This window comes from Vibrio japonicus (assembly GCF_024582835.1).
Classification (GTDB): Bacteria; Pseudomonadota; Gammaproteobacteria; order Enterobacterales; family Vibrionaceae; genus Vibrio; species Vibrio japonicus.
Genome location: NZ_CP102097.1, coordinates 908,536 through 927,062, shown reverse-complemented (window position 1 = coordinate 927,062; position 18,527 = coordinate 908,536). Strand labels below are relative to the sequence as shown.

Sequence of the window (18,527 nt, the reverse complement as noted above, 5' to 3'; positions counted from 1 at the left end):
AAATCCGATTACTCAGTTGAAATCAACTCACATTCGGTCAGCGCTTGGCCGTTTTCGTCCTCACCACCAATCAATACAACCCCATTAGAAATCGACAAACAAACACCGTAAGCTTTTCCTTTGGCTAACTCACCAATGCACGTCCACTTACCATCACACAACTGCCAGATTTTAGTCGCGTATGTCTTTGTCAGTCCTTGGTGGCTGTAATACTGACCATTGCGATAATTGCTTTGACTTCCTATGAAGTACGCACCGCCCAGCACCACACATCGACCGTCAAGTTCCGAGCAATAAGCCCCTGCCAGCCCTTCATGAAGCGGATCTTGTTCGACAATCGAACTCAACTCAGTCGCATCCACTAAACCTTGAGGACTTAAAATCAACTGTTTGCTTTTGAGACTGCGTAGCCCTGGCTTTACCTCTCCTTCGATCAACACAAGCGTGTTATCCAAACGCCATACACCAGCGCCACAATTCGGCTCAAATGGATTGTCGCCAATGTGCAACCATTGCTTAGTTTGCACATCAAAACGGTAGATCTTGTCGTTCCAAGCGTAGGATTCGATCGGCTGGTCCATAAAAGCATGCAAACAATCACGCTTCTTGTTTTCGTTATCGCAGACCAAAGGGTCGTTAAGTTGCTGCATTAAGCTATCGAAAACCAACTTGTTATAACCACCGACAAAAACCAATTGTTTATTCAGCAACTCAATACCCGCTCCACCTAAGAGGCCCATCGGAATATCATCAGTCACCAAATGCCAGCTGTCTTGTTCCGCATTGTAAAAATAACCATCTTCCAACACACTTGGAGAGCTCTCGCCTTGTACAATGCCCGCCCCAGATAAAATATAGCAACCACCATCAACAGGCACGCACACCGGATCAGTCCGCTCTACGCCCGGAAATTCTGCGCATTCCACCCACTCCTTAGTCTGTCTTGTATCGAGTTGTAGCCATTTACGGCCTAGGCTGCCAAGCCCAGCATAAACTTTATCCTTGTGAGCAAAACCCGCTCCGTTACGAAAGCCAGAGGGAAGCGGAGGTAATTGAGTCAATTGAAGAGACATGTGACACCTTTACGTCGTCATAGATTCTCGGTTTAGCACCTAAACAGGTTCTAAACGAACGAAAAAATCAATAATTGAGGAATATTTCTTTAACTTAAAATTTAAGGAAAAAATAATCTTCACAAAGTGAGGAAAATAAAGCCTGCACTAAGCAGGCTTATTAGAACTTTTTGAACGTTACTTCATCAAAGGGACAACCACTTCAGCGGTCTCAAGAACGGAGTCCGAATACTGCGGGTACTTATCAAGTAAGGTATTAATGAGTACGTCGACAAGTAATAGCGCCCCTACTTTCGAAGAGAACGAACCACCCGTTAATGGGCCTTCAGGACGTGCAGCAACCAGTAATTCGGTACAGATCGAAGTAAGCGGACTGTGACTGACGTTTGTCAACGCAACCACAGGCACGTTACGTACATGCGCTTGCTTCACCGCGTGGATCACTTCTCGCGTTGAACCTGAACTGGAAAGCGCAAACCAAAGATCACCGTCTTGGCTGCGAACCGCATTCATCGCCGCTAAGTGAGTGTCTTCATACATTGACACTTTCTTGCCGATCCGTAGTAAGCGAAACGCCAGATAGCGCCCGACAATACTCGAAGCACCAACGCCAACGCAGCTAATAAAATCCGCCTTGTGTACCAGCTCACAGATGCGATTTAGCACCTTGCGGTCCACCAGCTCAGCGGTGTCTAGCAAACTCGCCGCAGCGCTTTTTGCCGAAACATCACAGATATCTCCGTCAATCTCTTTTGGTTTACGGTCCTGAGATTGCGAAAGGTCAACCGCTAATGCCATACGAAAATCGGAATACCCCTTGTATCCCATATCTCGACATAAGCGCACTACCGTCGCCTCACTGGTTTCGGTATTTCGCGCCAGATCGGTAATCGTCTGGTATTGCACTTCGTTGGCATTCTCAAGAACATAATCCGCAACGACGCGCAGTTTTTTGCTTAATGGCTCAATATTTGAACGCAAGCGAACTAACAAATTTTTAGGCGAATTCACGCGTGCCTCTTCTACGCTTATTGCTGTTTGCTAAAAATAACAAAGAGACAGACACTTTGACACATTAGCTGGAGTTAATTTGTAAGGATTTTCTGTGATGCGCAGTATATAAGACAAATTTCCGACATACTGCGGCTTACTTTATAGATTCAGAAAATCCGCGTCTCTCATCTTCGCGACAACATCCGCTTTCTGCGCGGCAGTCAGAGCGCGAATTGGGGTACGAGGATCGCCTGCGTCAATGCCATGCAATTGCATCGCCGCTTTGCCCGCAGCAACACCACCGTACTCAACCAATACGCGAATAATGGCGATCACGCGATCCATTAACGTCGCGACCAATGCTTGGTCACCATTGTTAAACGCTTCGATAATCTTGAGATACAACGGCGCCGCGTAGTTGTAAGTACTACCAACTGCACCAACTGCACCCACTGCTAGCCCTGCTGGCAAGAACTCATCTACACCAAACGGTACGTCGAACTTCCCACCAGAAACACGTAACGCACGTTGGTACTCGTACAAATCCATATTGTTGAATTTAGCACCTGATAAGTTCGGGATCTTCTGCTCACCTTTGATCAGAAACTGCTCTAGGTCCAGATTGACTCCAGACATGCCCGAGTGGTAGTAGTAAAAACCTTTCGATGGTGCCGCAGCGGCAATTTGCGCACAGTAGTCGACTAAGTCATCCACGCTAGCCGGCTTAAAGAAACAAGGACCAATCGCCGATGTTGCCAGAATATCGAGTGTTTCTGCGTGGCGAGTAAGTTCAAGCGAATCGGTGATGCTTAACGCGCCAGTATGGATGATCAAGTCCAGTTTGTTGTCTGACGCTTTTACCCAACGCTCTACGATAGCTTTGCGCTCTTCGACCGAGCAGTGAATACCTTCACCCGTCGTCCCACACACATAAGCACCTTTTACACCTTGTTCAATCAGCAGTGCTGCAATCTGGTCAATCGCGTCAAAGTTAACCTTGTTGTCTTGGTTAAACGGGGTATGAGGCGCAGCAATTAATCCGGTTAATTTATTCATTTTTCTTTCCTAATCAATATGAGCGGACACACGCCGCCCATAACATATTATTGGCCGTAGCCGAGGAACAATTCAGGTAGCAGCAACGTAAATTGAGGGAACACCGCAACGAGAATTAAGACGATAAACAATGGCACCAACAGCGGTAGAACGCCGCGAGTCAGCGTATGAAACGGAATGTCACCGACTCGGGACACCACGTACAGCGCCATGCCCATTGGCGGAGTCAAAATACCGATCATCAAGTTCAAGATAGCCATAACGCCAAAGTGAACAGGGTCAATACCCACCGCGCTCGCCACTGGTACTAGGAATGGCACAAGCAGTAATAGCAGAGCCAAAGACTCAATAAAGGTGCCTAAGAACAGCAGCAGCAAGTTGATCAGTAGCAATAGAACCAACGGGTTATCGCTGATAGTTAAGAAGTAATCGGCCAGCATTTGTGGCAACTGTTCACGTGCGACAATCCAGCCAAACACGGTGACACCCATAACCATCAAAGCAACCACAGCGGTGGTATTCACCGTCTCTTTAAGAATATCGACAAAGCCCGATAGCGTAAGCTGCTTATAAACAACCGTGCCAAGAAACAGCGCGTATAGCGAAGAAACGACCGCTGCCTCGGTTGGTGTGAACTTACCTGAGAAGATGCCACCGATAATGATCACTGGTGTCAGCAGCGATAAAAACGCGTCTTTAAACGATTTAAACTGCTCGCGGCGCGTTGCACGTGGCAAGGTCATGTAGCCACGTTTCTTACAGATAAAGTAGCTCATCACCATCAGAGCGACACAGCATAAAATACCAGGGATCGCGCCCGCTAAGAAAAGAGCGCCGATAGACGTATTCGACACCACACCGTATATAACCAAAGGTACTGAAGGGGGAACTAAAGGACCGATAATACAAGATGCGGCCGTCAGACCACCGGCGAAATCGTCATGGTACTTCGCATCACGCATCGACTTGATTTCGAGTTGGCCTAAGCCACCTGCATCCGCCAATGCTGAACCCGACATACCCGAGAACAACAAACTTGCCATAATATTTACGTGGCCAAGGCTACCAGTAATATGACCAACCATAGATTTAGCAAAGTTAAAGATACGTTCTGTAATACCAGCACTGTTCATCAGATGACCGGTCAGAACGAAAAAAGGAACCGCTAACAACGTAAAGTTATCAATACCACCCAGCATTTGTTGGGCAGCAAAGTTAATCCCTGTGCTATTGGTCATCACCAAGAAAACCAAAGCCACAAATATCAGTGAAAAGCCAACCGGCATGCCTGCAAACAGCAACGCGAGCCAGCCAAAAATTGAGCCTACCATAATCTATCCCTATCTCTGCGCAGTGTTCGAGTCGACCGCAGTGCAGCCATTGCCACAGCTCACCAGCTGTTTGGAAATGCAAAACATTTTCTCAAGCTGTCTGAAGACCATAAACAAGCCCCCTAAAGGCAAGCTGTAGTTCATCCATTTGCTTGATACACCCAAAGTGATCAATTCAAAAAAAGCGGTTCTTTGGACATGCTGATAACCCAAATAAATGATGGCGAGAATCGAAACCAACACCGCCAACTCCAGCGATAACACCAAACACAGGCGAGCTTTCTCCGGCAACTTATCGGAGAAGAAAGTAATATTGACGTGCGTACTGCGTTTGATCGCAATCGCACAGCCAATTAACGACATATACATAAACAGAACTCTGGCGAGTTCTTCACTCCAAAGCGAAGGGTCATTGAGTAACCATCGGGTACCGATTTGCCATGTCAGTACCGCCAACAAAGCAGCCATCAAAGGCACGGTGATGATCTCTTCAATATTATTAATAATCTTGCGTAACATCTTGAGCTCCAAGGCTGGCCAAAATCAGGCCAGCCGGAATATTGGAAATTAACTTAGAGTCAATTTGCTTACATAGCCGCGAGTTTTTTCACGATCGGCTGACCGATTTTGTCTTCAAATTCTGCGTAAAGTGGCTGCATCGCTTCACGGAACGGCGCTAGCTCAGGGTAAGTAACATTGACACCTGCTTCTTCAAAGAACGAGATTAACTCTGCTTCTTGCTGCTTAACGCCATCCGTGTGTATCTGCCCCGTAGACTCAACCGCTTGCTGGATCAGTTGTTTGTCCTGGTCAGACAGTTTTTGCCAAGTCGGCTCAGAGATGATCACCATTTGATCGTTAACAATGTGGTTAGTCATGGCTAGGTTGGCCTGAACCTCATAAAACTTCATGGTTTTGATCGTCGGTAGCGGGTTTTCCTGCCCATCAACTGCGTTCGTTTGCAGTGCTAGATAGACTTCAGAGAAAGCCATCGGAGTCGGCGACGCACCTGAAAGTTTCGCATAGTTAAGGTTTGGCTTAGCGTTTGGCACACGCAGCTTGAGACCTTTGAAGTCTTCAATGCTGTTTAGAGGGCGGTTAGAAGTGGTTTCTCGTGTACCGTTGTACCAAGTATCCAATGCACGCCAGTTGAATTTGCTCAGCATTTCTTCACGAATACTTTGACCAAAATCGGAATCAAACATACGGCGTAAATGGTCGAAATCACGCGCGACGTAAGGCAAAGTGACGGCCTCTGCACGAGGGATCCACAACCCCATACGACCGAACTCAGCGTAAGTAATATCCAGATCACCGTAGGTCAGTTGTTGCAGCATCGCGCGGTCATCACCAAGTTGAGCGCTAGGGTACAACGCAATCTTGATCTCGCCTTTACTCAGTTCTTCTACTTTATCTGCCAGCATTTTTGCTGAAGTGTATTCCACAGAACCTACCGATGCCTGCATGCCCATTTTCAGTGTGGTCGCAGCCTGCGCTGAAACAGAACATCCAAGCACTAGCATAGCGAGGGTAATCTTGTTCATGGCTTTCATAGTCTTCCCTTTTCGTTATTTCTGCCTAATTTCACTCAATCCGAAAAAATCTTTTATTTTATTTGAAAAAAATCTTCGTTATGAATTATTATTGTGGCGAAGATTATTTTCAAACCAACTTTTTTCGAAATGTGATCGCGGACAAAAATTCGCAGGATAGATGATTCAGAACGGTCAAAGCACCCCATGAAATCGTCTATCCATTTAGCTCAAACCCGCGGCAATATGTCTTATTGAGAGGCCAAGCGTGAAAACAAAAACTTATAATATCAATCAGTTAAAAGAGTCTTTGCAAGGACAAACCGTGGTATCTATTCAACCAGTGACAGGGAGTCCACTCGATAAAACAGACATTATCGTTGCTATGGCACAAGCTGCGGAGCAAGCAGGCGCGCGTGCACTTCGCATCGAAGGCGCTAATAACGTTAACGCCGTCAGCCGTGCGGTTACTATACCGATCATCGGCATCGTGAAGCGTGACCTAACGGAAAGTCCGGTGCGCATCACTCCTTACACCACCGACGTCGAAGCGTTAGCCACAGCGGGTGCAACCATTATTGCCTTTGACGCAACCGACCGAATTAGACCAGAGAGTCGCGAAACCATCGCCAGCGCGATTAAAACCTCTGGTTGCTTTGCGATGGCTGATTGCTCTAGCTTCGCTGACGGTCAATGGGCAAGTGACTTTGGCGTCGATATCATCGGCACGACTCTTTCTGGTTACGTAGGTGATGACGAACCAACCGAGCCCGACTTAATATTAGTAGAACAGTTTTCTCAAGCAGGTTTCTTTACTATGGCAGAAGGTCGATACAACACACCTGAACTTGCAGCACAGGCAATCCAACACGGCGCTGTTGCGGTAACGGTTGGATCAGCACTGACTCGCTTGGAAGTCGTTACCAATTGGTTTAATCATGCGACACAAACCGCAGGAGCCAGATAATGTTGACCTTAGCCATTGATATTGGCGGAACGAAAATTGCCCTTGGATTAGTTGAACATGGGCAGATACGCGAACGCCGTCAGTTGCCAACCCCAGCAGCGCAAAACGCAGAGCAGTTTGCCGAACACATTATTGAGCATTGCCACGACTGGCTTGAAAGTGTTGCTCAAATTGGCATCTCGACCACGGGCTTGGTGAGCGACGAGGGCATCAGCGCGATCAACCCAGATACACTGGCTTTTCCTACTCCGTTCCCGCTCGCTCAAGTACTACAAACACTGACGGCCAAACCCATCAAAATACTCAATGACGCACAAGCTGCGGCTTGGTTTGAATATCTCAACTTAGACGTTCCAGCAAAAAATATGGCGTTTATCACCGTCTCGACGGGTGTCGGAGGCGGGATCATTATTGACGGTAACCTTCATAGCGGTAAGTCTGGGTTAGCTGGACACATCGGCCATATGTCTATCGACGCCAATGGGCCCGCGTGCGGCTGTGGTCAAATGGGTTGTGTTGAGTCGATCGCTTCTGGCACCGCCATTCAACGCGCCAGCAGTCTCATTTTTAACCCGCCGATTTCGAATATCGAACTGTTCCGTATCGCTGAACAAAATGAACAGGCCAATAGTCTGATTCAGAATAGCGCCAATGCAATCGCAACGCTGTGTTGCAATCTTAAAGCCGCATTGGATTTAGACATCATTGTATTAGGTGGTGGTGTAGGATTAGCCACAGACTATCTTAAAAAAGTAAACCAAGAGATAACTCGCCGCCCAGCAGTATTTAGAGTTCCGGTTATTGCCGCTAAAGGTGATTATGATGCTTGTTTGCTCGGCGCTGCTTTCCAGTTTAAGGAATAACTTATGACACTAAGAGCCGTTTCTGCAACTCGCCTTTTTGATGGACATACTTACTATCAAGATTCTGCATTAGTGTGGGAGGGTCAAACGATAATCAGCATTGTACCGTTAGAAAAGTTGCCGCCGAACATCGAACATCAACACTTTGAAGGTGCATTGATCGCACCGGGTTTTATCGACCTGCAAGTTAACGGCGGAGGTGGCGTGATGTTTAATAGCGACATCTCTGCTGCAGCAATGGGTACGATTTGTGAAGCGCACCGCGCCCATGGTACAGCTTACTTATTGCCAACCTTAATCAGCTCCACTCCAGAAGATCTCAGCCAAGCACTCAGTTCTCTCCAGCAAGCCAAACAGCAACATATTCCCGGCGTCCTCGGGGTCCATCTCGAAGGCCCATGGCTTAACGTAGATAAGAAAGGTGCGCACAACGCTAGCCTGTTTTATGCACCTACTGCAGAACAACTTGCGCAGTTCCCGTGGCCGAAAGAAGGCAAAGTGCTTGTGACGGCAGCACTAGAAAAAATCGACGTTTCGGCTCTGGAATACCTGAAACAAGTGGGCGTGACACTTTCATGTGGCCACAGTAACGCACAAATCGCGCAACTTACGGAGCAAAAGCTCTCGCTTGTTGATGGCTTCACTCATTTGTTTAATGCCATGTCCCCATTAGAAGGGCGCGAACCCGGCACTGTTGGCGCAGCGCTAAAAACCGACCACGCGTGGTGCTCTATCATCACCGATGGCATCCATGTTCACCCTGATAGCGTGCATATTGCCAGTAAAATTAAGCCAAAAGGTAAGCTGCTTGTTGTTACTGATGCAATGGCGTCGGTAGGCAGTGAAAACAACAGTTTTGTGCTAGATGGCGAGGTAATCTCCGTCAAAGACAACAAACTGGTGAACAGCCGAGGCAGTCTTGCTGGTGCACACATTGGCATGGATCAATCCATCGCAAACCTTATCGCGTGGGGATTCGCAGAAGAAGAAGCGCTGCGCATGGCGTCAACCTACCCAGCCCAAGCTCTCGCTTGCCACAACTTAGGGTTGCTACGACCGGGTATGACCGCCGCCGCAACCATCCTCAACGCAGATTATCAAACCACTGGTGTATTGGTTGACGGAAAACTGTTTTAAATCCAAAGGCATTGAAAAATGCCCTTCTTTATTGGCATATCTTACATTTAGCGGCGACTTGTCTTGAATCAATGCTAATTAGCCTGAACAGTAGAAATATCAGATGACTTATATGTGCCTGGCTAACAGGCCGAGTCACACCACTTTCTGGAACAAGTTATGTCAGACAAAGAGCGCGAGCAGATTAGGTCCATCGACCAAGCGCATCAGTTTGAACTCATCGAAGTATTCCCGGAAGCGATCGACCAACTTGATAACGTATTACCACCAAAACACTTGAGTATGGCATCAAAGCTTACTAAAGCTTTACACAAACTTGCTTTGGTGCTCGGTTGAAGTCAGCCAGTCTACGAGATTTGAAATGGTTGCATTGTCATTATCGCTATGTGACATCAAGTAGTACCCATTGCCCGACGACACCACTTCATCAAATGGCTGGATAACGCGTTTTAGCTTCAAATCTTGTTCGGCTAAGGTCAAATCCCCAATCGCGATACCATACCCCAGCTGCGCCGCATTCATCGCTTGATCGAGCGTAGCAAACGTCTGATTAGTTTTTCCTCTAAGGTCTGCCAACCCACATTCGTTTAACCAAAGCTTCCAGTCCGATTGCTCTTGGTTAGCATGTAACCACGTAAACAGATCCAGTAAACGCTGATCGGTTCTGTTGCTCCTTGACGTTTGCTTAGCCCATAGCTCAGGTGAACAGATCGGCGCTAATTTTTCTTCAAATAGCAGAGCCTGACGAATGCTTTTAGATTTTGCAGGTTTGCCATACATCACGACAAGATCAAAGCTATCAAAATTAGGAATCGCTTGATGCTTGGTCGTAGAAGTGAGTTCAACATTAATTTCAGGGTATGCTTGCTGAAAACTAGCAATCCGCGCCAAAATCCAACTTGTAACGCAGCTAGGCGCATTGAGCTTAATACGATTGGCGCCTTCGGAAACCTCTCTCACAGCAATTTGTAAGCGCTTTATTATGTCTTCCGCTTTCGGGACGAACTTGTCGCCTTCAGGCGTTAGCGACAGCCCTCTTGCTTGGCGGTAAAACAGCGTCGCGCCGATGATCGACTCCAAAGCCTGTATCTGACGACTGATCGCCCCCTGCGTCATATTTAGCTTTTCCGCTGCGTGCGTAAAATTCAAGTGTTCAGCAGTCGCTAAGAACGCTTGTAAGTTTTTTGTAGAAGGCAATCGACTGTTCATTCTTACACCACTAAGCCATGTTATTTTTGCATGGCTATTATGTCTTATTTTCGATTCATTATTAAACCCATTTTGACTAAATTAACAACTAGTCCCGTTAAAGATGAATTTTATTTCATCTATGTCGATTTATAAGTCACACATAAGGATTTACAATGGGTTCAATTGCAGACAAATTAGCGCCTGAGAGCATAAAAAAATTAATACCTTACCAATCTGCACGCCGTATTGGCGGTTCAGGTCGACTGTGGCTCAACGCGAACGAACTCGAACAATCCATTGAGTTCAGTGAGCAACAGTCAGATTACAATCGCTACCCTGACTTCCTACCGCATGAAATCGCAAGCGCTTATCAAGCGTACTGCCAAACAGAGCAACCCGTCGTGGCGGTTCGTGGTGCCGATGAAGCGATTGATCTGCTCATTCGTACTTTTTGTAAACCTGGCTCGGACAGTATTGCCATCTGCACCCCTACGTACGCTATGTATGAATTTTGCGCGGAATCATTGGCGGTAGAAACCATTGATGTCCCACTGCAGTCACCGGATTTCTCGTTAGATGTGGATGGTGTCGTCAAGGCGGCGAAGCAAGCGAATCTTGTTTTCCTTTGCTCACCCAATAACCCAACGGGTCAATTGCTTAAAAAAGAACAGATTGTGGCTATCTTAGAGCAAACTCAGCAAGACGCGTTAGTTGTTGTTGACGAAGCGTATATCGAGTTCGAACTGGCGCAAAATGTGGTTGGTTTAATCGACCAATACCCAAATCTTGTTGTGATTCGTACGTTATCAAAAGCATTTGGTTTGGCAGCGGTGAGATGTGGTTTCATTGTGGCAGCTCAAGAAGTGATGGATTATGTGATGAAACTGATCCCTCCTTATCCAATGCCAGACAGCTCCGCAGAAATCGTCCTTAAGGCATTGAGCGAGCAAGGGCTTGAGAAAGTCGCAGCAAGCACTCAAACACTGGTCGAAACCAAAGAGCGCTTTATCAGTAACATTAAAGAATTGCCTTGGATAGAAACCATCTACCCTTCTGCAACAAACTTTGTTTTAATTCGTACACACGCGGATGTTGATCTGTTTAGTTATTTAGCAGAACAAGGAATTGTGACGCGCAATCAGGCTCATGAGCCTAGCCTGAAACACTGTGTTCGTATCACCATCGGCTCAGAACAGAGCATGCAGGAAGTTGCTCAAACTATTTGTAACTACACCAAATCGCAGACAACATCGAAGTAAATAAGGGACTTACTATGAAAAAACTACTAAGCGTATTGGCTTGTTCGACCATTCTTCTCGCTGCCCCAACAATGGCAAAATCAGTAAGACTGGCTTCTGATTTTACCTATCCGCCGTTTAATTACATGGATGCTAGCGGAAATCCTGCTGGTTTCGACATCGAGATTGCAGACGCACTTTGTGAAGAAGCAAAATTGGAGTGTAGCTGGGTCTCTCAAAGCTGGGATTCATTAATTCCTGCTCTGATGGCTCGTAAATCCGATGTCATCATGGCGTCTATGCGTATCACTGAAGACCGTAAAAAGCGCGTACTATTTACGAACAAATACTACCAAACCCCTGCACGCTTCGTAGCAAACGGCAATCAGCCGATCACAATCAGTAAAGAAGGTCTGAAAGACAAAGTGATTGGCGTTCAAACCGGTACTATCCATGATCGCTACGTAACTGACATGTACGGCGATGTTGCGGAAATCAAACGTTACTCTGGTCAGGATGAAGTGTACATTGATATGCAAAATGGTCGTCTGGACGTCACTTTCGGTAACTCTGACCAACTGGCACTGGCATTCTTAGATAAAGAAATCGGTCAAGGTTTTGAGTTTGTGGGCGAAGCGGTCACAGACAAAGCCTACATCGGTGAAGGTACTGCACTAGCGCTGAGAAAGAAAGACAAAGAGCTAGCTGAAAAATTCAATCAAGCCATCGAAGCGATTCGCGCTAACGGTACTTACGACAAAATCGCAAGTAAGTACTTCTCGTTCGATATCTATGGTGAAAAGCTGTAATTATCCGTTTGTTAAGACAGCAAAAAGCCCCGACGCGGGGCTTTTTTATTGGTTTTAATTTGATTGATTTCGATTAGCGTGGGTAACGCGCCATCGCCGCTTCTTCTTTAGACACCACCGCTTTACCAATCGGTGCTAACGATATATACGCCAGTTTCAGATGCTGAAGCGCGAACGGAATACCGATGATGGTGATAAAACACGCCACCGCAGAGCAGATGTGACCGATAGCTAGCCAAATCCCCGCGAACAGGAACCAAATCACGTTACCAATGAATCCTAGCGCACCCGTGCCAATATCTTTACGACGGGTCAGTTCATCGCGCTCAATCACCTCTTGACCAAACGGGAAGAACGAAAAGTTACCCATGACAAAACAAGCACGTCCCCAAGGAATACCGACGATACTGATAAACGCAAGCAGCCCAAAAAGCCACCACATCAGCCCCATCACAACGCCACCACATAAAAACCAAATAATATTTCCGAGTATTCTTAACACTTTACTACTCCTTAACTCATTTCACTGTAGACCGGTTCGTAATGCTCTACAGTTGGAAATGGATCATAAAAATGATGCAAAAGCGCTTTCCATTCCTGATATTCTGCCGACTGTCTAAAACCTTGTTCATGGTCGGCTAGCGTTTCCCAGTTTACCAACAAAATATAGCGGCTTGGTGTTTCAATACAATGTTGCAGTTGATGGGACACATACCCTTTCATCGAGGCGATGATCCTTTGCGCTTTAGCAAAACTCTGTTCAAATTCTTGTTCCAAGCCTGGTTTCACATCCAATATCGCCACTTCCAGTATCATGTGTTTTCCTTAACCCGAGATGAATACTAAACATAAGATGAACATTTTAAATTTGAGGAGCAGTTTACATTAACCCTTTCCAAACAGCCGTCACGCCACTCACCGTACACAACAAAAGCGCTCCCATACGTATCTGTTCTTTAGGCAGTGAATGCGTAGTGAGTCGCGCTAACTTATAGCCTAACCAAGAGGCAGGAAAGAGTGGAATCGTAATCCAGACATGATGCCAGGTTAGAAACCCAGCTGGAATCTGAATAATCAGCGAAATCAGTGAACTAAAAACAAAGAAGGCCGAGAGATTACCCCGTAGTTGGTTGGCTTCTTGATGCTGGAGCAGCAAAGCCATCGGCGGACCACCAATCGATGAGCTGGTACCAAAGAACCCTGAAAAGAAACCCGCTACCGTCATGCGCATTGGCGTTGGCTCAATACGAAACGGCAATAGGCTCACCGCCACTGCAAACAACACCAATCCCCCTAACCATAATGCCAGCATGTCAGTTGATACCATGACTAACAACACGCCACCAGCCAACGATCCTGGAACTCTCCCAATCAATGCCATTTTCAGGCCACCGATCTCTACGCTATCTCTGTGTTTCAACGCGTTTAGCAACGAAATAAATAGTGCCAACAAACAGATTGGCGCAGGCACGTAGTCGGGCGAAATCAAAAACAATAAAGGCGCGGCCACAACAGCTAAACCAAAGCCAATCGCGGTTTGAACAAACGAACCGAGAAAGACTAACAACGCAGCAATCAATGCTTCAGTAGAGATCCATTCAGCGAACATATTTGAGGGAGAGATTAAGAAACTGTGCGCCCATCATAATGGAATTGCGGTCAGATTGCTCAACATTCATCGCAAGCTAAAACACTTAATTAACATCTCAATATGTCGTTTTTCAGGTATAGATCACCGGTACAAATTGACCTCAATCAATGACACAGCGTTTATACCCTTTCTAGCGATGTAAAAAAGACATCAGCTTGATAGGATTCTGGCACGTTTGTTCCGCTAGTGAAGTCAATGAATCCAAATCTGAATAACGTGCTGCTTGAGATAGCACTCAATCTTAGCTCTAACCTAAATAGTGAAGCCCAGTACCAACACCTCATCAACGGCATCGACAAAGTCTTTCCTTGTGATGCGAGTGCGTTATTTGTGCTGGATGAAGACGGTTTTCTTACGCCAGTCGCCGTTAAAGGGCTTTCTGCCAGTGTTCTAGGCCGTCGATTCTTCCCCAACACACACCCAAGACTGGAAGCCATTATGCAGTCCAAACAGCCAGTTCGATTCGGTGCAGACTGCGAGTTACCTGACCCATTCAGCGGAGCGCTACTCAGCGAAGAAGCCGAATTGGATGTGCACGACTGCTTAGGTTGTAGCCTGTATGTCGACGGACAACTGGTGGGCGTATTGACGCTCGACTCACTCACTGTCGGCGCGTTTGATGTGATTGAGTCCGTTACCCTTGAAACCTTCGCCGCTCTCGCAGCAGCAACGCTGCGTAACATTGGGCAGATCAAAGCATTAAAAGCTCAGAACAAAAAACAGAAGAACGTCACCCAAGCTTTGATCCAACAAGCACGTTCCAAGCAAGGTGAGATGATCGGTTTAAGCCCGCAAATCCAGCAACTGCGTAATAATATTGAAACCGTCGCCAAATCCGATTACGCGGTGCTGATCACCGGAGAAACGGGGGTCGGCAAAGAGCTGGTCGCGCACAGCGTCCACGCCCAATCCAGCCGCCGCGATAAAGCGATGATTTACGTCAACTGCGCCGCACTGCCAGAAGGGCTAGCGGAAAGCGAGCTGTTTGGCCACGTTAAAGGCGCGTTTACTGGCGCAAACAGCCACCGCGCGGGTAAATTTGAGCTGGCAGACGGTGGGACGATTTTCCTCGATGAAGTCGGCGAATTGCCTTGGGTCCTGCAGGCTAAATTGCTGCGCGTGATTCAACAAGGTGAACTACAACGCGTCGGTAGCGACCAGCACTTGTTGGTCAACGTGCGTATTATCGCAGCAACCAACCGCTCGCTGGAACGAGAGGTTGAACAAGGTCAGTTTCGCGCCGATCTATTCCACCGCCTCAACGTGTTCCCAATCTCAGTGCCACCACTGCGCAAACGCGAAGGTGATATCCCAGTGCTGGCTGGCTACTTGCTGGAAAAAGTTCGCAGCCAGTTCAATATCCCGAACCTGCACTTACATTCTAAATCACTCACTTTGCTAGAAAAGCAGCCTTGGCCGGGCAACGTGCGCGAACTGGAACACACCTTAACCCGTGCGGCGTTGCGCGCGATTCAAGAACAGCAACAGATCATCAAAGTCAGTCATTTTGATAGCAGCCTAAACAAGCAAGATGTCAAAAATACATCCAAGTATTTTCCGGATAACAGCCACGGTATGCGCTCGCTGGTTGAGAACTATCAGAAGGACTTAATTGTCTATGCGCTTGAAAAAACGAACGGAACTTGGTCAAAAGCTGCAGAATTTCTGCAAATGGACCGAGGGAATCTGTACCGCATGGGTAAAAAGTTCGATCTCTCAAGTTAATCAGTCGCTACCCTTGATGTATAAAAGACACTAGGCGCGTTGTCTTTTATACATCAAACAAAACAATGAAAAACAGCAAAATCAATAAAATTCAATTACTTAAAAACTGGCACGCAATCTGCTCTAACAGTGACATCGAAAAGAGAAGCGGCTCGACCGCAAATAAAGAACTTACTGTTATTGGAGAAGCGCAATGTTCTGTATTCAATGTGAACAGACTATTCAAACCCCTACCGTTAAAGGCTGCTCATTCACACAAGGCATGTGTGGCAAAACTTCTGAAGTGTCCGACCTACAAGACGTACTGGTTTACACCCTACAAGGTGTTTCTTACTGGGCAGAACAAGCGCTGCGCTTTGATATTGTTGACGACGAAGTCAACCAGTGGGCGCCAAGAGCGTTCTTCTCTACATTAACCAATGTTAACTTTGACCCTGAGCGAATTCTTGAATTGTCTGCGCAAGCGGCGACTTTCAAAGCGCGCTTAAAAGAGCAAACTCTTGCTGCCGCTAAACTGACTGACACCAGCATCGACAACATCCCTGCTGTCGCGGATTTCGAGCTACCGCAAAGCTCTGAAGAAATTCTCGCATTCGCGCCTCAAGTGGCGGTAAACCGCGGCTACCAAAGTATTAGCGAAGACGTAATCGGTCTACGCCTACTGTGTCTGTACGGTCTAAAAGGTGCAGCAGCTTACATGGAACATGCTCGCGTACTGGAACAAACCAACAATGACATTTACGCGGAATACCACCAAATCATGGCTTGGCTAGGCACAGATCCAGAAGACCTAGGCGCACTGCTAGATTGCTCGATGCAAATCGGTCTGATGAACTACAAAGTCATGGAAATGCTTGACCACGGTGAAACCAAAACCTTTGGTCACCCAGAGCCAACTCAAGTGAACGTAAAAACCGTTCAGGGCAAGTGTATTCTGGTTTCTGGCCACGACTTACACGACCTAGAGAAAATCCTTCAGCAAACCGAAGGTAAAGGCATCAACGTCTACACCAACGGCGAAATGCTACCAGCACACGGTTACCCTGAGCTTAAGAAATACCCACACCTAGTGGGCAACTACGGCAGCGCATGGCAAAACCAACAGAAGGAGTTCGCCAACTTCCCTGGTGCGATTGTGATGACGTCAAACTGCTTGCTGAACCCAAATGTCGGCCAATACGCAGATCGCTTATTCACTCGCAGCATCGTAGGTTGGCCGGGCGTGGCACACATTGAAGGTGACGATTTTAGCCAAGTGATCGAATGTGCATTGGCACAACCTGGCTTCCAACACAACGAGATTGAGCAAATGATCACCGTTGGTTTTGGTCGTAATGCACTGATGAGCGCAGCACCTGCGGTGGTTGAGCAAGTGAAAGCGGGCAACATCAAACACTTCTTCCTTGTCGGCGGTTGTGATGGTGATAAATCTGAACGTAGCTACTACACCGACTTTACTGCAAGTGCACCCGATGACACGCTGATCCTAACGCTAGCGTGTGGTAAGTTCCGCTTCAACAAAAATCAGTTTGGCGATATCAACGGCATCCCTCGCCTGTTAGATGTGGGTCAGTGTAACGACGCCTACTCAGCAATCCAATTGGCTCTTGCGCTATCAAAAGAGTTTGACTGCGACATCAATGAACTACCGTTAACGCTGGTTCTGTCTTGGTTCGAACAAAAAGCCATCGTGATCCTGCTAACGCTGTTTGCACTGGGCGTAAAAGGCATTTACACCGGTCCAACTGCGCCTGCGTTCTTGACTGATAACCTAATTAAGATCATCCAAGATAAGTTCGATATGCGCAGTATCGGTAACGTTGAAGACGATCTAAAAACCATCCTTGCAGCTTAAATCCCTGCTGTCCTTTGCCCGGCCAAATTTTTGGCTGGGCACTTTTGTATGAGAGAACTCCATGATTAATGAATGGCAAAATAATCAGCCTACGACGCTGCGCTGCATCGACAAGTGGCAGGAAACTTCTGATACCTTTAGTTTTAAGCTAGCGAGCACCCAATCCGATCCTACGCTCACATTCGATTTTAAACCGGGACAGTTTGTTTCATTGGGGTTTGAACTGGCTGGCAAGATGGAATATCGCGCCTACTCGATCAGCTCGACGCCGGCAGAACACTATCTGCAACTGACAGTGAAACGCGTTGATGGCGGCTTGGTATCCAACCACATGATTGACCACTTCAATGTCGGTGATAACGTTTCGGTGTTAGCGCCAACAGGTCCATTTAACGCGGTCGATTGCGCGCCGAAGTCTAAAGTTGCTTTGCTGAGCGCGGGCTGTGGTATCACGCCAGTGATGTCGATGGCAAAGACCTGGTTGAAAGCTCAAGCAGACATCGACATTACCTTTATCCATATGGCGAAAAGCAGCGCACAAACGATTTATTTCGATGAACTCGAGACGCTGCATTCGCTTTATCCCAACTTCCATTTGCGTCTGCTACTCAAAGACAATGCTGGCACTGAGCATCCTCAAGGACGTTTGGACCAAGAGTGGCTTCGCGCACTCTGCCCTGACTTAAGCGAGCGCACGGTTTATCTGTGTGGTCCAACTCAGTTTATGCAGGATATGGAGCAAAACGCCTTGGCACTTGGCGTTGATCCTTCGCAGTTCCATCAAGAGAGTTTTACACCGATTGAAGCGCATACAGAAAACAGCGGCGGTGGCGCAGTGCAGTTTGAAGTACCAGCATTCGGTGTTGCCACGCAAGTCGAGCAAGGTGCAACGCTCGCCGATGTATTGGAAGAAAACGGTGTGCCGATCATTATCGCCTGTCGCAGCGGCATGTGCGGCTCTTGCAAGTGCAAAGTGACCAAAGGCGAAGTGAGCAGAACCAGTACGGAAACTCTGACTGAAGAAGAGTTGGCGCAAGGTTACACGCTCGCCTGTTCAAGCCAGATACAAAGTGACGTCGAAGTGTCACTCGCTTAACGTAGACACA

At 47.2% G+C, this 18,527-nt stretch carries 19 protein-coding genes; 9 read left to right on the top strand and 10 right to left on the bottom strand.

Annotation, left to right across the window (positions count from 1 at the left end; genetic code table 11):
* Positions 1–8: 8 nt before the first annotated feature.
* The 6 genes from NP165_RS17360 to NP165_RS17335 all read right to left on the bottom strand — a co-directional run bounded on the left by NP165_RS17360 (position 9) and on the right by NP165_RS17335 (position 6,006).
* Positions 9–1,073 (bottom strand): YjhT family mutarotase, encoded by a 1,065-nt coding sequence (locus tag NP165_RS17360; RefSeq protein WP_257085787.1) that lies wholly within the window; start codon positions 1,071–1,073, stop codon positions 9–11.
* 177 nt (positions 1,074–1,250) lie between these two features.
* Entirely contained in the window at positions 1,251–2,084 is an 834-nt protein-coding gene (locus NP165_RS17355; protein ID WP_257085786.1) for a MurR/RpiR family transcriptional regulator, read from the bottom strand.
* A gap of 141 nt (positions 2,085–2,225) precedes the next feature.
* The gene (locus tag NP165_RS17350; RefSeq protein WP_257085785.1) at positions 2,226–3,122 is read right to left on the bottom strand and encodes a dihydrodipicolinate synthase family protein; all 897 of its coding nucleotides are present in this window, start codon (positions 3,120–3,122) and stop codon (positions 2,226–2,228) included.
* 47 nt (positions 3,123–3,169) lie between these two features.
* Positions 3,170–4,453 carry a sialic acid TRAP transporter large permease SiaM gene (gene siaM / locus NP165_RS17345; RefSeq protein ID WP_257085784.1) on the bottom strand — a complete coding sequence of 428 codons (1,284 nt, stop codon included), beginning with the start codon at positions 4,451–4,453 and terminating at the stop codon, positions 3,170–3,172.
* A 9-nt stretch (positions 4,454–4,462) separates the two neighbouring features.
* Positions 4,463–4,984 carry a TRAP transporter small permease gene (locus tag NP165_RS17340; protein ID WP_257085783.1) on the bottom strand — a complete coding sequence of 174 codons (522 nt, stop codon included), beginning with the start codon at positions 4,982–4,984 and terminating at the stop codon, positions 4,463–4,465.
* Between the two features lie 56 nt (positions 4,985–5,040).
* Complete coding sequence (locus tag NP165_RS17335; RefSeq protein WP_257085782.1) at positions 5,041–6,006, bottom strand: sialic acid TRAP transporter substrate-binding protein SiaP; 966 nt, start codon at positions 6,004–6,006, stop codon at positions 5,041–5,043.
* Positions 6,007–6,253: 247 nt separating this feature from the next.
* Here NP165_RS17335 and NP165_RS17330 point away from each other — a divergent pair, with 247 nt between their 5' ends.
* The 4 genes from NP165_RS17330 (at position 6,254) to NP165_RS17315 (ending at position 9,288) form a co-directional block, all read left to right on the top strand.
* Positions 6,254–6,952, top strand: a complete 699-nt coding sequence (locus tag NP165_RS17330; protein WP_257085781.1) for an N-acetylmannosamine-6-phosphate 2-epimerase — start codon at positions 6,254–6,256, stop codon at positions 6,950–6,952.
* Positions 6,952–7,815, top strand: coding sequence for an N-acetylmannosamine kinase (locus tag NP165_RS17325; RefSeq protein WP_257085780.1), 864 nt, complete (start codon positions 6,952–6,954; stop codon positions 7,813–7,815). The genes NP165_RS17330 and NP165_RS17325 overlap by 1 nt, the downstream gene beginning before the upstream one ends.
* A gap of 3 nt (positions 7,816–7,818) precedes the next feature.
* Entirely contained in the window at positions 7,819–8,952 is a 1,134-nt protein-coding gene (nagA, locus tag NP165_RS17320) for an N-acetylglucosamine-6-phosphate deacetylase (protein WP_257085779.1), read from the top strand.
* A 159-nt stretch (positions 8,953–9,111) separates the two neighbouring features.
* Positions 9,112–9,288: a hypothetical protein gene (locus tag NP165_RS17315; protein ID WP_257085778.1), complete on the top strand. Its 177-nt coding sequence runs from the start codon at positions 9,112–9,114 to the stop codon at positions 9,286–9,288.
* Here the strand turns inward: NP165_RS17315 and NP165_RS17310 are convergent.
* Entirely contained in the window at positions 9,259–10,161 is a 903-nt protein-coding gene (locus tag NP165_RS17310; protein ID WP_257085777.1) for a LysR substrate-binding domain-containing protein, read from the bottom strand. The two genes, NP165_RS17315 and NP165_RS17310, sit on opposite strands and share 30 nt — an antisense overlap.
* Before the next feature lie 155 nt (positions 10,162–10,316).
* Between NP165_RS17310 and hisC the strand changes: the two genes are divergently transcribed.
* Together hisC and NP165_RS17300 are read left to right on the top strand one after the other, a co-directional pair.
* Positions 10,317–11,402 (top strand): histidinol-phosphate transaminase, encoded by a 1,086-nt coding sequence (gene hisC, locus NP165_RS17305; RefSeq protein WP_257085776.1) that lies wholly within the window; start codon positions 10,317–10,319, stop codon positions 11,400–11,402.
* A 14-nt stretch (positions 11,403–11,416) separates the two neighbouring features.
* Positions 11,417–12,190 (top strand): ABC transporter substrate-binding protein, encoded by a 774-nt coding sequence (locus NP165_RS17300; protein ID WP_257085775.1) that lies wholly within the window; start codon positions 11,417–11,419, stop codon positions 12,188–12,190.
* A gap of 73 nt (positions 12,191–12,263) precedes the next feature.
* Here NP165_RS17300 and NP165_RS17295 read toward each other — a convergent pair whose 3' ends face one another.
* The 3 genes from NP165_RS17295 to NP165_RS17285 form a co-directional block, all read right to left on the bottom strand.
* Positions 12,264–12,692 carry a YccF domain-containing protein gene (locus tag NP165_RS17295; RefSeq protein ID WP_257085774.1) on the bottom strand — a complete coding sequence of 143 codons (429 nt, stop codon included), beginning with the start codon at positions 12,690–12,692 and terminating at the stop codon, positions 12,264–12,266.
* Between the two features lie 11 nt (positions 12,693–12,703).
* Positions 12,704–13,006, bottom strand: a complete 303-nt coding sequence (locus NP165_RS17290) for an antibiotic biosynthesis monooxygenase family protein (protein ID WP_257085773.1) — start codon at positions 13,004–13,006, stop codon at positions 12,704–12,706.
* A gap of 64 nt (positions 13,007–13,070) precedes the next feature.
* Positions 13,071–13,799, bottom strand: coding sequence for a sulfite exporter TauE/SafE family protein (locus NP165_RS17285; RefSeq protein ID WP_257085772.1), 729 nt, complete (start codon positions 13,797–13,799; stop codon positions 13,071–13,073).
* Positions 13,800–14,036: 237 nt separating this feature from the next.
* Between NP165_RS17285 and norR the strand changes: the two genes are divergently transcribed.
* The 3 genes from norR to NP165_RS17270 all read left to right on the top strand — a co-directional run bounded on the left by norR (position 14,037) and on the right by NP165_RS17270 (position 18,517).
* Positions 14,037–15,566: a nitric oxide reductase transcriptional regulator NorR gene (gene norR, locus NP165_RS17280; RefSeq protein WP_257085771.1), complete on the top strand. Its 1,530-nt coding sequence runs from the start codon at positions 14,037–14,039 to the stop codon at positions 15,564–15,566.
* A gap of 193 nt (positions 15,567–15,759) precedes the next feature.
* Positions 15,760–17,421, top strand: a complete 1,662-nt coding sequence (gene hcp, locus NP165_RS17275; RefSeq protein WP_257085770.1) for a hydroxylamine reductase — start codon at positions 15,760–15,762, stop codon at positions 17,419–17,421.
* 61 nt (positions 17,422–17,482) lie between these two features.
* The gene (locus NP165_RS17270) at positions 17,483–18,517 is read left to right on the top strand and encodes a hybrid-cluster NAD(P)-dependent oxidoreductase (protein WP_257085769.1); all 1,035 of its coding nucleotides are present in this window, start codon (positions 17,483–17,485) and stop codon (positions 18,515–18,517) included.
* Positions 18,518–18,527 lie beyond the last annotated feature (10 nt).

Bases quoted from the DNA above. Each gene is read 5' to 3' on its own strand.
- NP165_RS17360 (WP_257085787.1), bottom strand. From the start codon at position 1,073: ATGTCTCTTCAATTGACTCAATTACCTCCGCTTCCCTCTGGCTTTCGT.
- NP165_RS17350 (WP_257085785.1), bottom strand. From the start codon at position 3,122: ATGAATAAATTAACCGGATTAATTGCTGCGCCTCATACCCCGTTTAAC.
- siaM (WP_257085784.1), bottom strand. From the start codon at position 4,453: ATGGTAGGCTCAATTTTTGGCTGGCTCGCGTTGCTGTTTGCAGGCATG.
- NP165_RS17335 (WP_257085782.1), bottom strand. From the start codon at position 6,006: ATGAAAGCCATGAACAAGATTACCCTCGCTATGCTAGTGCTTGGATGT.
- NP165_RS17325 (WP_257085780.1), top strand. From the start codon at position 6,952: ATGTTGACCTTAGCCATTGATATTGGCGGAACGAAAATTGCCCTTGGA.
- nagA (WP_257085779.1), top strand. From the start codon at position 7,819: ATGACACTAAGAGCCGTTTCTGCAACTCGCCTTTTTGATGGACATACT.
- NP165_RS17315 (WP_257085778.1), top strand. From the start codon at position 9,112: ATGTCAGACAAAGAGCGCGAGCAGATTAGGTCCATCGACCAAGCGCAT.
- NP165_RS17310 (WP_257085777.1), bottom strand. From the start codon at position 10,161: ATGAACAGTCGATTGCCTTCTACAAAAAACTTACAAGCGTTCTTAGCG.
- hisC (WP_257085776.1), top strand. From the start codon at position 10,317: ATGGGTTCAATTGCAGACAAATTAGCGCCTGAGAGCATAAAAAAATTA.
- NP165_RS17300 (WP_257085775.1), top strand. From the start codon at position 11,417: ATGAAAAAACTACTAAGCGTATTGGCTTGTTCGACCATTCTTCTCGCT.
- NP165_RS17290 (WP_257085773.1), bottom strand. From the start codon at position 13,006: ATGATACTGGAAGTGGCGATATTGGATGTGAAACCAGGCTTGGAACAA.
- NP165_RS17285 (WP_257085772.1), bottom strand. From the start codon at position 13,799: ATGTTCGCTGAATGGATCTCTACTGAAGCATTGATTGCTGCGTTGTTA.
- norR (WP_257085771.1), top strand. From the start codon at position 14,037: ATGAATCCAAATCTGAATAACGTGCTGCTTGAGATAGCACTCAATCTT.
- hcp (WP_257085770.1), top strand. From the start codon at position 15,760: ATGTTCTGTATTCAATGTGAACAGACTATTCAAACCCCTACCGTTAAA.
- NP165_RS17270 (WP_257085769.1), top strand. From the start codon at position 17,483: ATGATTAATGAATGGCAAAATAATCAGCCTACGACGCTGCGCTGCATC.